The 14,629-nt window shown below is 57.1% G+C and carries 16 protein-coding genes and 3 pseudogenes; 16 read left to right on the forward strand and 3 right to left on the reverse strand.

Features of this window, described 5'->3' with window-relative positions; translation table 11 throughout:
- The first annotated feature begins 44 nt into the window (after positions 1–44).
- Both PSH84_RS16120 and PSH84_RS16125 read left to right on the forward strand, forming a co-directional pair.
- Positions 45–1,004, forward strand: coding sequence for a PDR/VanB family oxidoreductase (locus tag PSH84_RS16120; RefSeq protein ID WP_122568278.1), 960 nt, complete (start codon positions 45–47; stop codon positions 1,002–1,004).
- A 46-nt stretch (positions 1,005–1,050) separates the two neighbouring features.
- A pseudogene (locus PSH84_RS16125) lies at positions 1,051–1,513 on the forward strand (flavin reductase).
- Between the two features lie 165 nt (positions 1,514–1,678).
- Here the strand turns inward: PSH84_RS16125 and PSH84_RS16130 are convergent.
- Positions 1,679–2,554 carry a LysR family transcriptional regulator gene (locus PSH84_RS16130; protein ID WP_122568279.1) on the reverse strand — a complete coding sequence of 292 codons (876 nt, stop codon included), beginning with the start codon at positions 2,552–2,554 and terminating at the stop codon, positions 1,679–1,681.
- 114 nt (positions 2,555–2,668) lie between these two features.
- Between PSH84_RS16130 and PSH84_RS16135 the strand changes: the two genes are divergently transcribed.
- From PSH84_RS16135 to PSH84_RS16190, 12 genes and pseudogenes are all read left to right on the forward strand, one after another.
- A complete protein-coding gene (locus tag PSH84_RS16135) occupies positions 2,669–3,796 on the forward strand; it encodes a muconate cycloisomerase family protein (protein ID WP_122568280.1) in 1,128 nt (375 codons plus the stop codon).
- Between the two features lie 12 nt (positions 3,797–3,808).
- Positions 3,809–4,099: a muconolactone Delta-isomerase gene (catC, locus tag PSH84_RS16140; protein ID WP_122568281.1), complete on the forward strand. Its 291-nt coding sequence runs from the start codon at positions 3,809–3,811 to the stop codon at positions 4,097–4,099.
- A gap of 41 nt (positions 4,100–4,140) precedes the next feature.
- The gene (catA, locus tag PSH84_RS16145) at positions 4,141–5,070 is read left to right on the forward strand and encodes a catechol 1,2-dioxygenase (RefSeq protein WP_305470559.1); all 930 of its coding nucleotides are present in this window, start codon (positions 4,141–4,143) and stop codon (positions 5,068–5,070) included.
- 223 nt (positions 5,071–5,293) lie between these two features.
- Positions 5,294–5,644, forward strand: a complete 351-nt coding sequence (locus tag PSH84_RS16150) for an ArsR/SmtB family transcription factor (protein ID WP_122568283.1) — start codon at positions 5,294–5,296, stop codon at positions 5,642–5,644.
- Positions 5,645–5,681: 37 nt separating this feature from the next.
- On the forward strand, positions 5,682–6,752 hold the full coding sequence (locus tag PSH84_RS16155) for a flavin-containing monooxygenase (protein WP_305470560.1): 1,071 nt from the start codon (positions 5,682–5,684) through the stop codon (positions 6,750–6,752).
- 329 nt (positions 6,753–7,081) lie between these two features.
- Positions 7,082–7,171 (forward strand): annotated as a pseudogene (locus tag PSH84_RS16160) (arsenate reductase ArsC); the annotation flags it as partial.
- 8 nt (positions 7,172–7,179) lie between these two features.
- Entirely contained in the window at positions 7,180–7,551 is a 372-nt protein-coding gene (locus tag PSH84_RS16165; RefSeq protein WP_122568285.1) for a metalloregulator ArsR/SmtB family transcription factor, read from the forward strand.
- A 27-nt stretch (positions 7,552–7,578) separates the two neighbouring features.
- A complete protein-coding gene (locus PSH84_RS16170) occupies positions 7,579–8,049 on the forward strand; it encodes an arsenate reductase ArsC (RefSeq protein ID WP_305470561.1) in 471 nt (156 codons plus the stop codon).
- 66 nt (positions 8,050–8,115) lie between these two features.
- Positions 8,116–8,832 (forward strand): arsenical resistance protein ArsH, encoded by a 717-nt coding sequence (arsH, locus tag PSH84_RS16175; RefSeq protein WP_305470562.1) that lies wholly within the window; start codon positions 8,116–8,118, stop codon positions 8,830–8,832.
- 45 nt (positions 8,833–8,877) lie between these two features.
- Positions 8,878–9,882: an ArsJ-associated glyceraldehyde-3-phosphate dehydrogenase gene (locus PSH84_RS16180; RefSeq protein WP_122568288.1), complete on the forward strand. Its 1,005-nt coding sequence runs from the start codon at positions 8,878–8,880 to the stop codon at positions 9,880–9,882.
- A 9-nt stretch (positions 9,883–9,891) separates the two neighbouring features.
- Positions 9,892–11,112 carry an organoarsenical effux MFS transporter ArsJ gene (arsJ, locus tag PSH84_RS16185; protein ID WP_305470563.1) on the forward strand — a complete coding sequence of 407 codons (1,221 nt, stop codon included), beginning with the start codon at positions 9,892–9,894 and terminating at the stop codon, positions 11,110–11,112.
- A 104-nt stretch (positions 11,113–11,216) separates the two neighbouring features.
- Positions 11,217–11,516: a hypothetical protein gene (locus PSH84_RS16190; RefSeq protein ID WP_122568290.1), complete on the forward strand. Its 300-nt coding sequence runs from the start codon at positions 11,217–11,219 to the stop codon at positions 11,514–11,516.
- A gap of 144 nt (positions 11,517–11,660) precedes the next feature.
- On the opposite strand, the gene PSH84_RS16195 is transcribed toward PSH84_RS16190, so the two are convergent.
- Positions 11,661–12,512, reverse strand: coding sequence for an NmrA family NAD(P)-binding protein (locus tag PSH84_RS16195; protein ID WP_305470564.1), 852 nt, complete (start codon positions 12,510–12,512; stop codon positions 11,661–11,663).
- A gap of 111 nt (positions 12,513–12,623) precedes the next feature.
- Between PSH84_RS16195 and PSH84_RS16200 the strand changes: the two genes are divergently transcribed.
- Together PSH84_RS16200 and PSH84_RS16205 are read left to right on the forward strand one after the other, a co-directional pair.
- Complete coding sequence (locus PSH84_RS16200) at positions 12,624–13,529, forward strand: LysR family transcriptional regulator (RefSeq protein ID WP_305481366.1); 906 nt, start codon at positions 12,624–12,626, stop codon at positions 13,527–13,529.
- A 106-nt stretch (positions 13,530–13,635) separates the two neighbouring features.
- Positions 13,636–13,767 (forward strand): annotated as a pseudogene (locus PSH84_RS16205) (LysE family translocator); the annotation flags it as partial.
- 64 nt (positions 13,768–13,831) lie between these two features.
- On the opposite strand, the gene PSH84_RS16210 reads toward PSH84_RS16205, so the two are convergent.
- Positions 13,832–14,572 (reverse strand): NAD-dependent epimerase/dehydratase family protein, encoded by a 741-nt coding sequence (locus tag PSH84_RS16210; RefSeq protein WP_305470565.1) that lies wholly within the window; start codon positions 14,570–14,572, stop codon positions 13,832–13,834.
- Positions 14,573–14,629: the final 57 nt, after the last annotated feature.

Genomic DNA, 14,629 nt, shown 5'->3' on the forward strand with positions numbered 1-14,629 from the left:
CGAGCCGCCACGGCGGCCTTTGCGAATTCCATGGAATAACGGCCATGATTGAAGAACTGTTGGACGTAGTCGTGCGCAAGCGCGAGCTGCAAGGGGACGGCGTGGTCGTCCTCGACCTGATCCGTCGTGACGGTGCGCCGCTGCCGGTATTCGATGCCGGCGCGCACGTCGATCTCCACATCGGCCCGGGGCTGGTGCGACAGTACTCGCTGTGCGGCAACCCGGCCGACCCGCGTATGTACCGCCTCGGCGTACTCAAGGACCCGGCCTCGCGCGGCGGTTCGGTGGGTGTGCATGAGTACCTGCTCGAAGGTCGCCAGTTGCAGATCAGTGCACCGCGAAATCTGTTCCCACTGGCCGCCGATGCGTACCGTTCGCTGCTGCTGGGCGGCGGCATCGGCATCACGCCGATGATCGCCATGGCCTACAGCCTGCACGCGGCAGGCAAGGCCTTCGAACTGCATTACTGCGGGCGTGAACGAGGTCGAAGTGCGTTTCTCGCTGAGCTGGCCGGCGCGCCGTTTGCGGCGAATGTGTTCACCCATTTCGACAACGAAGGTGCCGAACAGCGGCTTGATCTGGACAAGGTGCTGGGCCAGGGCGAGGCGGGCGTGCATCTGTATACCTGCGGTCCCGCCGGTTTCATGGACTGGGTGATCCAGGGGGCACGTGATCGCGGCTACACCGAGGCGCATATCCACAAGGAGTATTTCCAGGTGGAGGTGGACAGCTCAGGCGGCAGCTTTGAAGTGGTCGCCGCGCGCAGTGGCAAGACCGTGCAGGTGGCCGAAGGGCAGAGCATTCTCGCCGCGCTGGCACAGGTGGGGATCAAGATCGAGATTTCCTGCGAGCAGGGTGTGTGCGGGACCTGCCTGTGCGATGTGCTCGAAGGCGAACCGGACCATCGCGATGTGTACCTCACTGACGATGAGAAGGCCGGCAACGACCAGATCCTGGTGTGTTGCTCGCGCGCAAAATCCAAAAAACTCGTGTTGGATATCTGAGGAGTCGACCATGGTAGACGTAAGCAATTTTCGCAATGCAATGGCCATGCTCGGCGGCGCCGTGTCGGTCATCACCACCGATGGTGTGGCGGGCCGGTTCGGTTTCACCGCCTCAGCGGTATGCAGCGTGACCGATTCGCCGCCCACGTTGTTGGTGTGCATGAACCGTTCTTCCCATTCCAACGAGCATTTCAAGCGTAACGGCGCGGTGTGCGTGAACACGCTGTGCGGTGATCATCAGCAACTCTCCGGCGCTTTCGCCGACCGCACGCTGACGATGGATGAACGCTTCGCCGTCACAGAGTGGACCACCCTGGAAAGTGGCGCGCCCGGTGATGCTTGATGCGCTGGTGAATTTCGACTGCCGCATCGTGCAGGTCCACGAGGTGGGCTCCCACAGTATTTTTTACTGCGAGATCCAGACCATTCGCCAGAGCGGCGCGGACGAGGGCCTGGTGTACTTCAACCGGGCCTACCATCGTCTGGGCGAAGCATCGAAGGCTTGCTGAGTCTCACTACGTGTGCTGCCCGGACGGGCGGCTGCTTCTTCGGTGCGTCGGCGGCCAGCTCTCGCTCAGCGTGCTGGCGGACGGATTCCCCATCGGCCCGTTTTGAGTTGTGTGACAGGGCCGGTGTGGAATCGTCTGGCGCAACTGTACGTCGGCTACAAGAATTCAGATCAATTCCTCCACCAACTGCAAACAATGACTGAGCCCCGGCGACTTATCATTTACCCTTCGGCTGAGAATAATCGGCGAGGTCGCAGTGGCTTCCACAACTGGCGTATAGCCGATGTCCGCGCGATGCAGCAGTTGCACGGAGGCCGGCACCAGCGTCACGCCCATTCCAGCGCCGACCAGGCCGATAGCGGTCTGCAACTCGTTGGTCCACTGCGCCACCTTGAGGCTCAAACCGTGAGCGTCGAACAACGCGATCACATGGTCGGCATAACTGGGGCGTGGGTTGCCGGGGTACAGCACAAACGGCTCGGCGGCGAGTTGGGCGAGGGTGGCGGGCGCAGCGAGCAACGGGTGACCGGCGGGCAATACCGCCACCAGCCGATCCTCCACCAGTACGCGCTGGACGATCGCCGGGTCGTCGATGCGAATGCGCCCGAAGCCCACATCGATGCGCCCGGCCTTCAACGCTTGGACCTGCTGCAAGGTGGTCATCTCCGACAGGCCCAATTCCAGTTCGAGCGCCTCATGGGTGCGCAGCCGTCGGATCAGTTCCGGCAGCACGCCATACAAGGTCGATGGGGCGAAGCCGATGCCCAGCCAGGTTTTTTCGCCCTGGCCGATGCGCCGCGTGCTGTCACAGACCTTGTTCAACTGTTCGAGCAACACATTGGCGTGTTCATAGAAGTACCGCCCGGCTTCGGTCAGGCGCAGCGGCCGGCCACGTTCCAGCAGGATCACCCCCAGTTCCTCTTCCAATTGCTGGATCTGCCGGCTCAACGGGGGCTGGGCGATGTGCAGGCGTTCGGCGGCGCGGGTGAAGTTGAGGGTTTCGCCCAGCACCTGGAAATAACGCAGATGACGCAGTTCCATGATGGCTCCATTCATACCTACAGAGTATTAATCAAGACTAATTCTATATTGGAAGCCTGGAAAGAGGCGGCGCAGAATCGGTTAAAACCTATAAAGAACCCAACGGGTATTACCATGCCGATTTGCGCCATCGAGTCGATCGAGACGATTATCGTCGACCTTCCCACCATTCGCCCGCACAAGCTGGCGATGCACACGATGCAAAACCAGACCCTGGTGATCATCCGCGTGCGTTGCGCCGACGGCATCGAGGGCATCGGTGAGTCCACCACCATCGGCGGCCTGAGCTACGGCAACGAGAGCCCCGACAGTATCAAGATCAACATCGACCGCCACTTCGCGCCGCTGTTGATCGGCCAGGACGCCAGCAATATCAACGCGGCCATGTTGCGCTTGGAGCGCAGCGTTCGCGGCAATACCTTTGCCAAGTCCGGTATCGAAAGCGCCTTGCTCGATGCGCAGGGCAAGCGCCTGGGCCTGCCGGTCAGCGAACTGCTCGGCGGCCGTGTGCGTGACGCCTTGCCGGTGGCCTGGACCTTGGCCAGCGGCAACACAGAGCAAGATATCGCCGAGGCCGAGAAGATGCTCGACCTGCGCCGGCACCGAATTTTCAAATTGAAGATCGGTGCCGGTGATGTTGGGCGCGACCTGGCCCATGTGATCGCGATCAAAAAGGCGTTGGGTGAGCGCGCCAGTGTGCGCGTTGACGTCAATCAGGCCTGGGATGAGGCCGTGGCGCTGCGAGCGTGCAAGGTGCTGGGCGACAACGGTATCGACCTGATCGAGCAACCGATCTCGCGCAACAACCGTGGCGGTATGGCGCGGCTGAACCTGTCGAGTCCGGCGCCGATCATGGCGGATGAATCCATCGAATGTGTCGAGGACGCTTTCAACCTGGCGCGCGAAGGTGCGGCTTCGGTGTTTGCCCTCAAGATTGCCAAGAACGGCGGCCCGCGAGCGGTATTGCGCACGGCGGCGATCGCCGAAGCAGCCGGCATCGCTTTGTACGGCGGCACCATGCTTGAAGGTGGTATCGGCACCCTGGCCTCCGCCCATGCGTTCCTCACCCTGAACAAGCTGGCCTGGGACACCGAACTGTTCGGCCCGCTGTTGCTCACCGAAGACATTCTCAGCGAGCCGTTGGTGTATCGCGATTTTCAGCTGCATGTCTCCACCGCTCCGGGCCTGGGCCTGGCCATCGATGAAGAGCGCCTGGCGTTCTTTCGTCGTGACAAACACTAAGAGGCGCCTGCCATGTTGTTTCACGTAAAAATGACCGTGAACCTGCCCGTCGACATGAACCCCGAACGTGCCGCCAGCCTCAAGGCCGAAGAAAAAGCCTTGGCGCAACGGCTGCAGCAAGAGGGCAAATGGCGTCACCTGTGGCGCATTGCCGGGCACTATGCCAACTACAGCGTGTTCGATGTCGATAGCGTTCAGGATCTGCATGACTTGCTAATGCAGCTGCCGCTTTTTCCCTACATGGCCATCGAAGTGAACGCCCTGTGTCGGCATCCGTCGTCGATCCATGAAGACGACAGCTAAGCCTGCTTTCTACCTAATAACGACAAGATGAGGAGTACACCATGCCCGTTCGAATTTCCCAGACTGCCCACGCCCAGCATTTTCTCGAAGAAGTCAGCGGCAATCTCAACGACGGCGGTAACCCGCGCACCAAGGCCTTGATCTACCGGATCCTGCGCGACACCGTGAACATTATCGAAGACCTGGACGTAACCCCGGTGGAGTTCTGGAAGGCAGTCAACTACCTGAACGAGCTGGGCAAGAACCAGGAGGCTGGCTTGCTCGTCGCCGGCCTGGGCCTTGAGCATTACCTGGATATGCTGATGGACGCCGCCGACGAAGAAGCGGGCAAGACCGGCGGCACGCCGCGCACCATCGAAGGTCCGTTGTACGTGGCCGGTGCGCCGTTGTCCAAGCACGAAGCACGCCTGGATGATGGCTTGGATCCTGCGGTACCGCTGTTCATGCGCGGCCAGGTACGCGACACCGATGGTAAACCCGTGGCGGGGGCGATCGTCGATGTGTGGCAGGCCAATACCGCCGGTACCTATTCCTGGTTCGATACAACGCAATCGGAGTTCAACCTGCGTCGGCGCATCGAGACCGATGCCCAGGGCAACTACCGCTTTCGCAGCATTGTACCGTCGGGATATGGCTGCCCACCGACCGGGCCGACCCAGCAGTTGCTCGACCAATTGGGGCGCCATGGGCAACGGCCGGCGCATATTCACTTCTTCATTTCGGCACCGGGTTATCGGCACCTGACCACGCAAATCAATCTATCGGACGACCCGTATCTGCACGATGACTTTGCCTATGCGACGCGCGATGAGTTGATTGCAGAGATCCGCTTCAGTGACGATCAGCAACTGGCGCGGGAGTTTGGCGTGGAGGGGCGGTTTGCGCAGATTGATTTTGACTTTGAACTGCAGGTGGCCGCTGCGCCGGCAGAGCAGCAACGCATGCAGCGCGTTCGCGCACTCCAGGATTGAACGCGATAAACAAATGTGTGCACGGGCTTGCTCGCAATCGCGAGCAAGCCCGCTTGATTTGTGTTGTGCTCACGCTTGGACCGAGTACAGCATCGCCTGCAGCTCGGCAGCAATCGAGCGCCTTGGGCCTGGCCAGGGGGGCCTTGGCCGGCCTGGTGGAGGGCGTACCGACGGGAGACCAACAAGTTGACGTGTGCATGAGTCTGCACATATAGTCCTCCGTATGACAAACCCAACCTCCGCACGTACCCGTGCAATTGATGCTGCTATCGACTCGCTCGATGGATCCTTTTTCAAAGCTCTGTGCGAGCCGTCGCGGGTAGCTGTGCTCAAGCGAGTCATGCAACTGGGGCGAGCGGATATCGCCGAGATTGCAGAAGGGCTGCCTCAAGAACGTTCAGTGGTGTCCCGACATCTACAAGTGCTATTAGAGGCGGGCATCGTCCGTGCCACCAAGGTCAGTCGGCAAATGTTCTACGAGGTGGATGGACCGGCAGTGGTGACACGGCTCGAAGCCATTCTCCAGCACATGAAAAGTCTGACTCCATTTTGCTGCCCTGGTGCACCAAAGTAGTTTTTATTTATCTGTATATATGTATGGATGTGCATATATGAACATAATTAACGAGTCCATGGATGTCATCGTTATTGGTGCGGGCCAGGCTGGGCTCGCGTGCGGTTGGCATCTGCGGCAGCAGAATCTCAGGTTTCTTATTCTGGATGCCGAGAGCCAGCCAGGTGGAAACTGGCGCAATTATTACGACAGCTTGAGACTTTTTTCCCCTGCTGCTTACTCATCGTTACCTGGAATGCCTTTTCCGGCGCAAGCCAAGCATTACCCGTTACGCGATGAAGTCGTACGTTATCTGGAGCAGTACGCGAACGCTTTCCAGCTACCCATTCGCCAGAACACGCGCGTCCAGAACGTGCGTAGAGACGATGGGCTGTTTTTGCTTCAGGCATCTGATGGCCAGTGTTTGCGCTCAAAAGCATTGATCGTTTGCACGGGCGGATTCAATCAGCCGTTCACCCCTGACATTCCAGGGCTGGAGAGTTTTCGCGGGCAACGTTTACACAGTGCGGATTACCGAAATGCCGAGGGCTTCAGTGATCAACGCGTCGTGGTCATCGGTGCGGCCAACTCTGCCGTACAAATTGCCCATGAGTTGGCTCAAGTCAGTCGCGTTGTATTGGCGACACGGGAATCGATTCGGTTTTTTCCGCAAAAGGTCCTCGGTATGGATTTTCATGCTTGGCTCAAGTGGACAGGACTTGAGAAGACTCGTTGGCTGAATGATCAAAGTACCCCTGTGCTGGATGACGGCACCTATCGTCGAGCCATGAAGCATGGGCTTTTTGAGCGTAAACCGATGTTCACGGAGGTAACGTCAACGGGGGTGATCTGGGCTGATGGGCAGCACACCGAAGTGGACAGTCTGGTTTTCGCGACCGGATTTCGTCCGACCCTTGGTTTTTTGGCGGGTCTGCACGTGGCGGGCAATGAACGCTTGAGACAACGTAACGGGCAGGCGGAGCACGTGCCGGGTTTGTATTTTGTGGGATTACCGAAGCAGCGTAACTTCGCCTCGGCCACCCTTAGAGGTGTCGGACCCGATGCTTCTCACATCATTCCTGGCTTGATGCGCTTTATCGACAATGCATCGGCCCCGGTGTTCGCTTGATGCCGGTTATCGATTTTCAAGCTCCAGGTTGGTTGGATCGGAGCCGAGGCTACCCTCAAGTGTATGACATACTTATTACAAAATTCATATATTCGACTATCCAGATGCGCATGGGGCTTTCTGCTGATAAATATTCTGTTAGCCCCGTAAGTACTGGGCTTAAGAGTGGCGTTATTGGCAGGAGTCGATTTTTACAGCGTTTTCTTTGTCGCAGGGCTTTACCATGTATGCATAAAAACATATATTCGGAAAACCATATGTGAGCTGAGATCTTCACGATGACCAGCAAAACCCGAGTTCTGTTCGTTTGTACCGTCAACGCTGACCGCACGCAGTCCAAGCCCGACGCATTTCGCCACACGCCTCATGAAATTCATGAGCGCATCAAGATGTTCGTCTTGGTGAGAACCAAACGCTGAGAATCGACATGGCTGACCATCTGACACCCACCACTGTTTTTAAATGCCTGGCTGATGAAACCCGTGTCCGCACCATGCTGCTCATCACTCGAGAAGGGGAGCTTTGTGTTTGCGAACTGACCTGCGCGTTGAACGAGAGTCAGCCAAAAATCTCCAGGCACCTGGCGCAGTTGCGCACATGCGGTCTGCTTTCGGATCGTCGGCAAGGCCAATGGGTTTATTACCGGCTGCACCCCAATCTCCCCGATTGGGTTCATCAAGTGCTGACCACTACGTTCGAAAGCAACAAGCATTGGTTAAGCCCTGATGCCAAACGCCTTGATGCAATGGGTGACCGTCCTGAACGTGCAGCCGTGTGCTGTGAAAACAAGGTCGCTTGATTCCGTCCTCGACTACGAGACCGCTCGATGAAAATCCTTTTTCTCTGCACTGCCAACAGCTGCCGCAGCATCCTTTGTGAAGCGGTCTTCAATCACTTGGCAGCTGACGGCATGAAAGCCTACAGCGCAGGCAGTCAACCCAAAGGCGAAGTGCATCCGCTGAGTCTCAAAACCTTGGAAAAGGCCGGTATCTCGACGCTCGGGCTGTTCAGCAAGCCCAGTGATGCCCATATGAGCTTGGCACCTGATTTCGTCATCACGGTGTGCGACAAGGCCGCCGGGGAGGCATGTCCTGTATTTTTCGGGCCAGCCACCAAGGCCCATTGGGGGTTGGCTGATCCTTCGCAATACCACGGAACTCAAGAAGAGATAGAGGCGGCGTTTGAAGTCACCCTGGAACAAATCAGAACCCGCATCCAAGCCTTCCTGGCTCTACCGCTTTCTCAACTGAGTTCCGAGCAGCTCAAGGCAGAGCTGGCTCTCATTGGCACGCTGTAACAACAGGAGCAATGAAACGCCGCTGGTTCGAAGACTCCAAGAGCGCCATTGCGCAGGACAATGACTATGTACGATAACCACATCCCCCAACTCAATACTGAGCTGATCGATCTACCGTCGACAGACAAGCTCGGCATCGAAAAAATCTCCATCCACAAGCCACGCATTTTGCTGCTGTACGGGTCCACTCGTGAGCGCTCCTTCAGTCGTCTGTTGGTGGAGGAGGCCGCTCGACTGCTGGAGCACTTCGGCGCCGAGACGCGGATTTTCAATCCGTCAGGTTTGCCACTGCCAGATGACGCACCCGACGACCATCCTCGCGTGAAGGAGCTGCGTGACTGGGTGCTGTGGTCCGAGGGACAGGTCTGGTGCTCTCCAGAGCGTCACGGAAACATCAGCGCTGTGTTCAAGGCGCAGATCGACTGGGTGCCACTGGCCATGGGCGCGGTTCGACCCACTCAGGGCAAGACCCTTGCGGTGATGCAAGTGTGCGGCGGCTCGCAGTCGTTCAACGTGGTCAATCAGTTGCGAGTGCTGGGACGTTGGATGCGTATGTTCACCATCCCCAACCAATCGTCCGTGCCGAAGGCCTATATGGAATTCGACGATAACGGGCGGATGAAACCTTCGGCGTTCTACGACCGTGTCGTGGATGTGATGGAAGAGTTGGTGAAATTCACGCTATTGCTTCGCGACCGTCAGGACTATCTGGTGGATCGTTATTCCGAGCGCAAGGAGTCGGCAGAAGAACTGATGAAGCGTGTTAACCAGCGGTCGATTTGACACCCAATCGAACGCCCACTGACAACAGAGACAGAGCACAACAACATGACTATTAAAATTGGCATCAATGGTTTTGGTCGGATCGGTCGCCTTGCTCTGCGGGCAGCCTGGAATTGGCCTGAGTTCGAATTCGTGCAGATCAACGACCCGGCGGGCGACGCGTTGACCCATGCGCACTTGATCAACTTCGACTCGGTGCATGGCCGTTGGAACAACGAAGCCAGCGCTGACGGCGACAACGTCGTCATCGACGGTAAACGGATCAAAGTAACGGCCAACAAGGCGATTGCCGAGACAGATTGGTCGGGCTGCGATCTGGTGATCGAGGCCAGCGGCAAGATGAAAACCGTGGCGGTGTTGCAGGCCTACCTGGATCAGGGCGTCAGGCGTGTAGTGGTCTGCGCTCCGGTGAAAGAGCCGGGCGCGTTGAACGTTGTCATGGGCGTCAACCAGCACCTGTTCGATCCTGCGCAGCACCGTATCGTTACCGCGGCTTCGTGCACCACCAACTGTTTGGCCCCCGTTGTGAAAGTCATCCACGAAAAGCTGGGCATTCGTCACGGCTCGATCACCACCATCCATGACCTGACCAACACCCAGAGCATCCTCGATCAGCCGCACAAGGATCTACGTCGTGCACGTGCTTCGGGTATGAGCCTGATTCCGACCAGCACGGGCTCGGCCACTGCCATCGCCGAAATCTTCCCGGAGCTGCGTGGACGCCTGAATGGTCACGCCGTGCGCGTGCCGCTGGCCAACGCTTCGCTGACCGACTGTGTCTTCGAAGTCGAGCGGGCCACCACTGTCGAAGAAGTGAATCAGTTCCTCAAGGACGCTTCCGAGAACGAGCTGAAAGATATCCTCGGTTTTGAGGAGCGTCCGTTGGTGTCCATCGATTACCGTACCGACCCGCGCTCATCGATCATCGATGCGCTGTCGACCATGGTCATCAATGGCACCCAGGTCAAACTCTATGCCTGGTACGACAACGAATGGGGTTATGCCAACCGCGCCGTCGAATTGGCCAGGCTGGTCGGTCTGGCAGTCTGAGGAGCGGTCATGAAAGCCTTGTCAGCCCTCGCACCGGAAGTTCGGCAGTACCTGCTCGTGACGGGCAACTACTGGGCCTTCACCCTCACCGACGGCGCCCTGCGCATGTTGGTGGTGCTGCACTTTCACGCCTTGGGCTACAGCCCACTGCAAATCGCCGCGTTGTTTCTGTTCTACGAAATCTTTGGGGTGATCACCAACCTGGTGGGTGGTTATCTCGGCGCTCGACTGGGTCTTAACCGGACCATGAACATCGGGCTGGGCATCCAGGTCGCAGCGCTGCTGATGCTCACGGTTCCGGTTGCCTGGCTGACCATCCCCTGGGTAATGGGCGCCCAGGCGCTCTCTGGGATTGCCAAAGACCTGAACAAAATGAGCGCCAAAAGCTCGATCAAGCTGCTGGTGCCCAATGGGCAGCAAGGCACGCTCTATCAGTGGGTGGCTGTCCTCACCGGCTCGAAGAACGCACTCAAGGGCGTCGGCTTCTTTCTGGGTGGAGCCTTGCTGGCCCTGATCGGCTTCAAAGGCGCCTTGCTGGCCATGGCGGGCGTCCTGGCGCTGATCTGGATCAGCAGCGTGATTTTGTTGAAGAAGGACCTGGGCAAGGCAAAAGCCAAACCCAAGTTTCGCGATATCTTGTCCAAAAGCCGGGCAGTCAACATCCTTTCGGCGGCGCGAATGTTCCTGTTCGGCGCCCGGGATGTCTGGTTCGTGGTGGCCTTGCCGGTGTACCTGAGCAGCGTGTTCGGCTGGGATTTCTGGAAGGTGGGCGGCTTCCTGGCGGCCTGGGTGATTGGCTACGGTATTGTGCAGTCCTTCGCACCCAATATCACCGGCAAGAAAAGGGGGCCTGTACCGGATGGTCGTGCAGCTTTTGTGTGGGCACTTGCCCTGGCGGGCCTACCAGCCTTGATTGCGCTTGGGCTCGACAGCGGGTGGTCACCACAGACGGTACTGCTAGGCGGCCTCATGGTCTTTGGCGCGTTGTTCGCAGTGAATTCGTCCCTGCACAGCTACCTGATCGTGTCCTATGCCAACGAAGACGGCGTATCCCTGGACGTGGGTTTCTACTACATGTCCAACGCCATGGGACGACTGATCGGCACCGTGCTCTCCGGCTGGGTTTATCAGCTGTACGGTCTGGAGGCATGCTTGTGGATCTCGAGCGTGTTCGTATTGCTGGCCGCCCTGATTTCCATCGCATTACCAAGGCATGCCCAGGCGATTTGAAGGCATTCTGATGGGGCAGCGGCAAGGAAAAACGTTGGCGGCCTGGGAACGCCCGCTGTGCCTGTAAGTCTACCTGTATCTAGTCATTGTTAAGGTACAGCGCAATGGATAAGACAATCACCGTGGATCAATTGGCTACCACTGACCTTAGATCAATCAACGAGATATGGCTCGGCGGGACTCATACCCAGCTATGCCTATGGCGTGGCGAACAAGTCTTCACCCACGAAATGCTCAGCGAGGGCACCCACGATCAGAATGTCCGACGCCTGTGCTTGCAGTTGGTCGACCCTGACGATCAGGCCGCAGTGGCCAGCGTTGAGCTGATCGCGCGCGAACGGCTGAAAAAGATGGGAAAGGAGGGCGAGTTTTATCCGGCTGAAGAGGCAGACACTCATCAATAGTCGCTCTGCGGCTCTGATAGGAGTCATATATTGGACTCTGGATTAACTTGCCGCCCGTTACGCAAGCGGCAAGGCCAGCTCCTGGCTCATGTTTTCCAGGATGGCATTGGGTACGAGGCAACATCGCGTCGCACCCAAAAGCTATCAGCGGGACAGAAGCGCCGCCAGAACCTCTTTCAATTCAACACGTCCCTTGCGTGGGATGCCTTCAAAGCGAATCCAGCCTTCATTGAAACCATGGAGCATCTGAATGCGCGGATGAGGGTTTTTCATGCCTTGAGAGCGGAACAGCGCTTCCCAGGTATCGCTGGGTACCGCTTCCATTTTCACCGACTTGTCCAGCAGCTCTGACAACGTCGCCGCGATGTCATTGGGCGTAACCTGTTGCTCGGATTCCAGCTCCACGATTCGCTTGCCGTGCCAGCTTTCCTGCAGCAATTCAGCGCTTACTTTGCCGACGTCAGCCGTCGCGATCATAGGAACTGGCTTGTCCAATGGCTGAAGGAAGCTTGGGATCACGCCATTGCTCTTGGCGGGCTCAATGTCCCAAAGACTGTTTTCCATGAACCAGGCTGGACGCAAAAACGTGATCGGCAGGTCCAGCGTGTCAAAACGCTGTTCTAGGATTTGAAGCTGGTTCAGCAAGTTAGGCTGATGTGCTTGAGCGCCAATCGTGGAGATGCACACCACTTTCTCAGGTTTCGCTGTTTCCAGCGCGGCGCGCAGGTTCTCGATGATGTAGCGTGCTTCTGGAAAACCTTCGGAAGGATCGAAGTTGGGAGGCAGCAGAATGAATACGCCGGTGCTGTCACTGAACGCGGCAGCCAGCGGACTCACATCATTAGCGTCTGCAACCGCAACCTCGCACCCTTTGGCAGCCCATGCTTTGCCTTTTTCAGCGTCACGTACCACGACTCTGACGCGCTTATTGGCAGCCAGCAGATTGCGAGCCACTTCTGCACCTACCTGACCTGTAACACCCATTACCGTATACATATGAGTTCTTCTTTAAGAGCGACCCGTTGTCGCTATGGGCGAATTATTGCGTTGCTTGCGAGTTTTCTTCGATATCATGAGTGTCATTGATTCAATGACGGAGAATCATTAATGAGTTTCGACGGGCGTTTGGTCAACGGTATGGGTGTGCTCTCTGCCGTAGTTGATAGCGGGAGTTTCGTTAAAGCTGCCAATGCGCTGGACATGACCCAGTCCGGGGTCAGTAGGGCTGTCGCTCGTCTCGAAACGAGGTTGGGGATCCGTTTATTTGACCGAACCACTCGATCGGTAAAGCTCACAGATGAAGGGCGTCGACTGTATGAAGAAATAGCGCCACTACTCGCCGCATTGGAGGAAGCAGCAACGATGGCATCTGGCAGTGCAACCGCAGTGCGGGGACGGCTTCGCGTTAATGTTGACCCGTTTTTTTCCAGACTGATCTTGGCCCCGGCCCTCGGAAGTTTCATGGCGGCCTACCCCGCTATTGAGCTGGATCTCGTGACTCGAGAACAGATGGGGGACCTGGTGGCCGACGGAGTTGATCTTGCTGTGCGCTTTGGCGAGCAACCTTCTTCCTCGCTAATTGGCAGACAGTTGCTGCAAACACGCGTGCTCACTGTTGCTTCTCCGGCTTATCTGAAAAAACACGGTCGTCCACTGCATCCCTCAGAGCTTGAGAGCTCGGAGCATGTGTGTGTCGATTTTCGAGATCCTCAGACGGGCAAACCGTTCATTTGGGAATTCCATCGAGGCCACGAGCGTGTGAGCGTCAAAACGCACGGAAGGCTAATGGTCAATGACGTAGGCACGATGCACCGAATCTGCGAGGAAGGGCAGGCTGTGGCCCAGGTATTGGAGTTAGGTGTAGAGGCCGCGTTGCGTGAGGGACGGCTCATTGAGCTCTTTGCGGATTGGCCCGATGAATATTTTCCTCTCTACGCGTTGTACCCCTCACGGCATTTGCCGCCAGCCAAGGTGCGGGCATTTCTTGAGTTTGTAGCAGCTCTTAGTCGATGAGAAAGCCTTCAAAATACTCAACATAGTCTTCGATCCGGCTTTTCACCCGGTCATCTCCCCCAGCGCCGGTTGAATTACTACGACGTAAATTATGCTCGGCTTTGCTGTCGTGCTTTCACTGGTGACCAGCGCTGCGCACCAGGTCAGGCCTTGGTTAGCCCGAACCGGGCGGCGATTCAATAAAGTCTGCGGTGGTTTTTTTGTACTTTTCGGGTTGGCTCTGCCTGTCCATACCTGAAAGCACGCCTTTGCTCATCAGAATGAGTTCTGACTACAAATGGGCCGCAGCAAACGAGTGCCAATCAATCAGGGAGAGCATGTCCCTCTAAAATCTCAAACCCGTCGTCAGTGGGTGCGTAACCAACAACTTCTCGGGTCTTATCGATGGAAAGGCGCTTGTATCTATTGTCTGATACGCCATGAATCACATGGAACCCGCTCAGCTCTGCATCCACGCAACTTCTAAGTAGCGCTACGACATCCCTCATGCTGATAAACGCAGCTACATCCCTGTGGCTGTGGGTCTCTCCCTGCTGAAACTGGGCTACGTTTGCAATGCGCACTGCAAGGGTTGTCATTTGACCATCGTTCGCATACATCGATGCGAGAGCCTCCCCAAATGCTTTGCTAACCCCATAAAGATTTCCTGGCCTGGGCAACATATGTTCATGTACTTGGACGTCCTTCGGGTAACCCTCAATGGCTTGGGCACTGCTCGCAAATATGAACCGCCTGCAACCTTGTGCCTTCGCGGCGAACAACATGTTGTAGGTGCCAACGATATTTACAGGCAGGAGAGAACTCATGAAGTTAGCGTCTGGACTCGGGTCGGCAGCTAGATGAATCACGGTATCGATGCCTTCGCAGGCCTCAAGGCAGCTTGACTGATCCCTGACATCGAGAGAGAAACTTTGTGCGGATTTCGGAAATGTCTGCACATCTATATCAGCAAGACGCAAATCCAATCTATCGGCTTGCGCTGTCCAAAAAGCGGTGCCAATCCGACCCGCCGCACCTGTGACTAAAATTTTTCGTGCGCTCATGTGTATGTGTCCTTACCGTTAAGCTGCATTGAGCATTTGAGATCAGCAGTGCCCGAT

The organism is Pseudomonas beijingensis (genome assembly GCF_030687295.1).
Taxonomy (GTDB): Bacteria; Pseudomonadota; Gammaproteobacteria; order Pseudomonadales; family Pseudomonadaceae; genus Aquipseudomonas; species Aquipseudomonas beijingensis.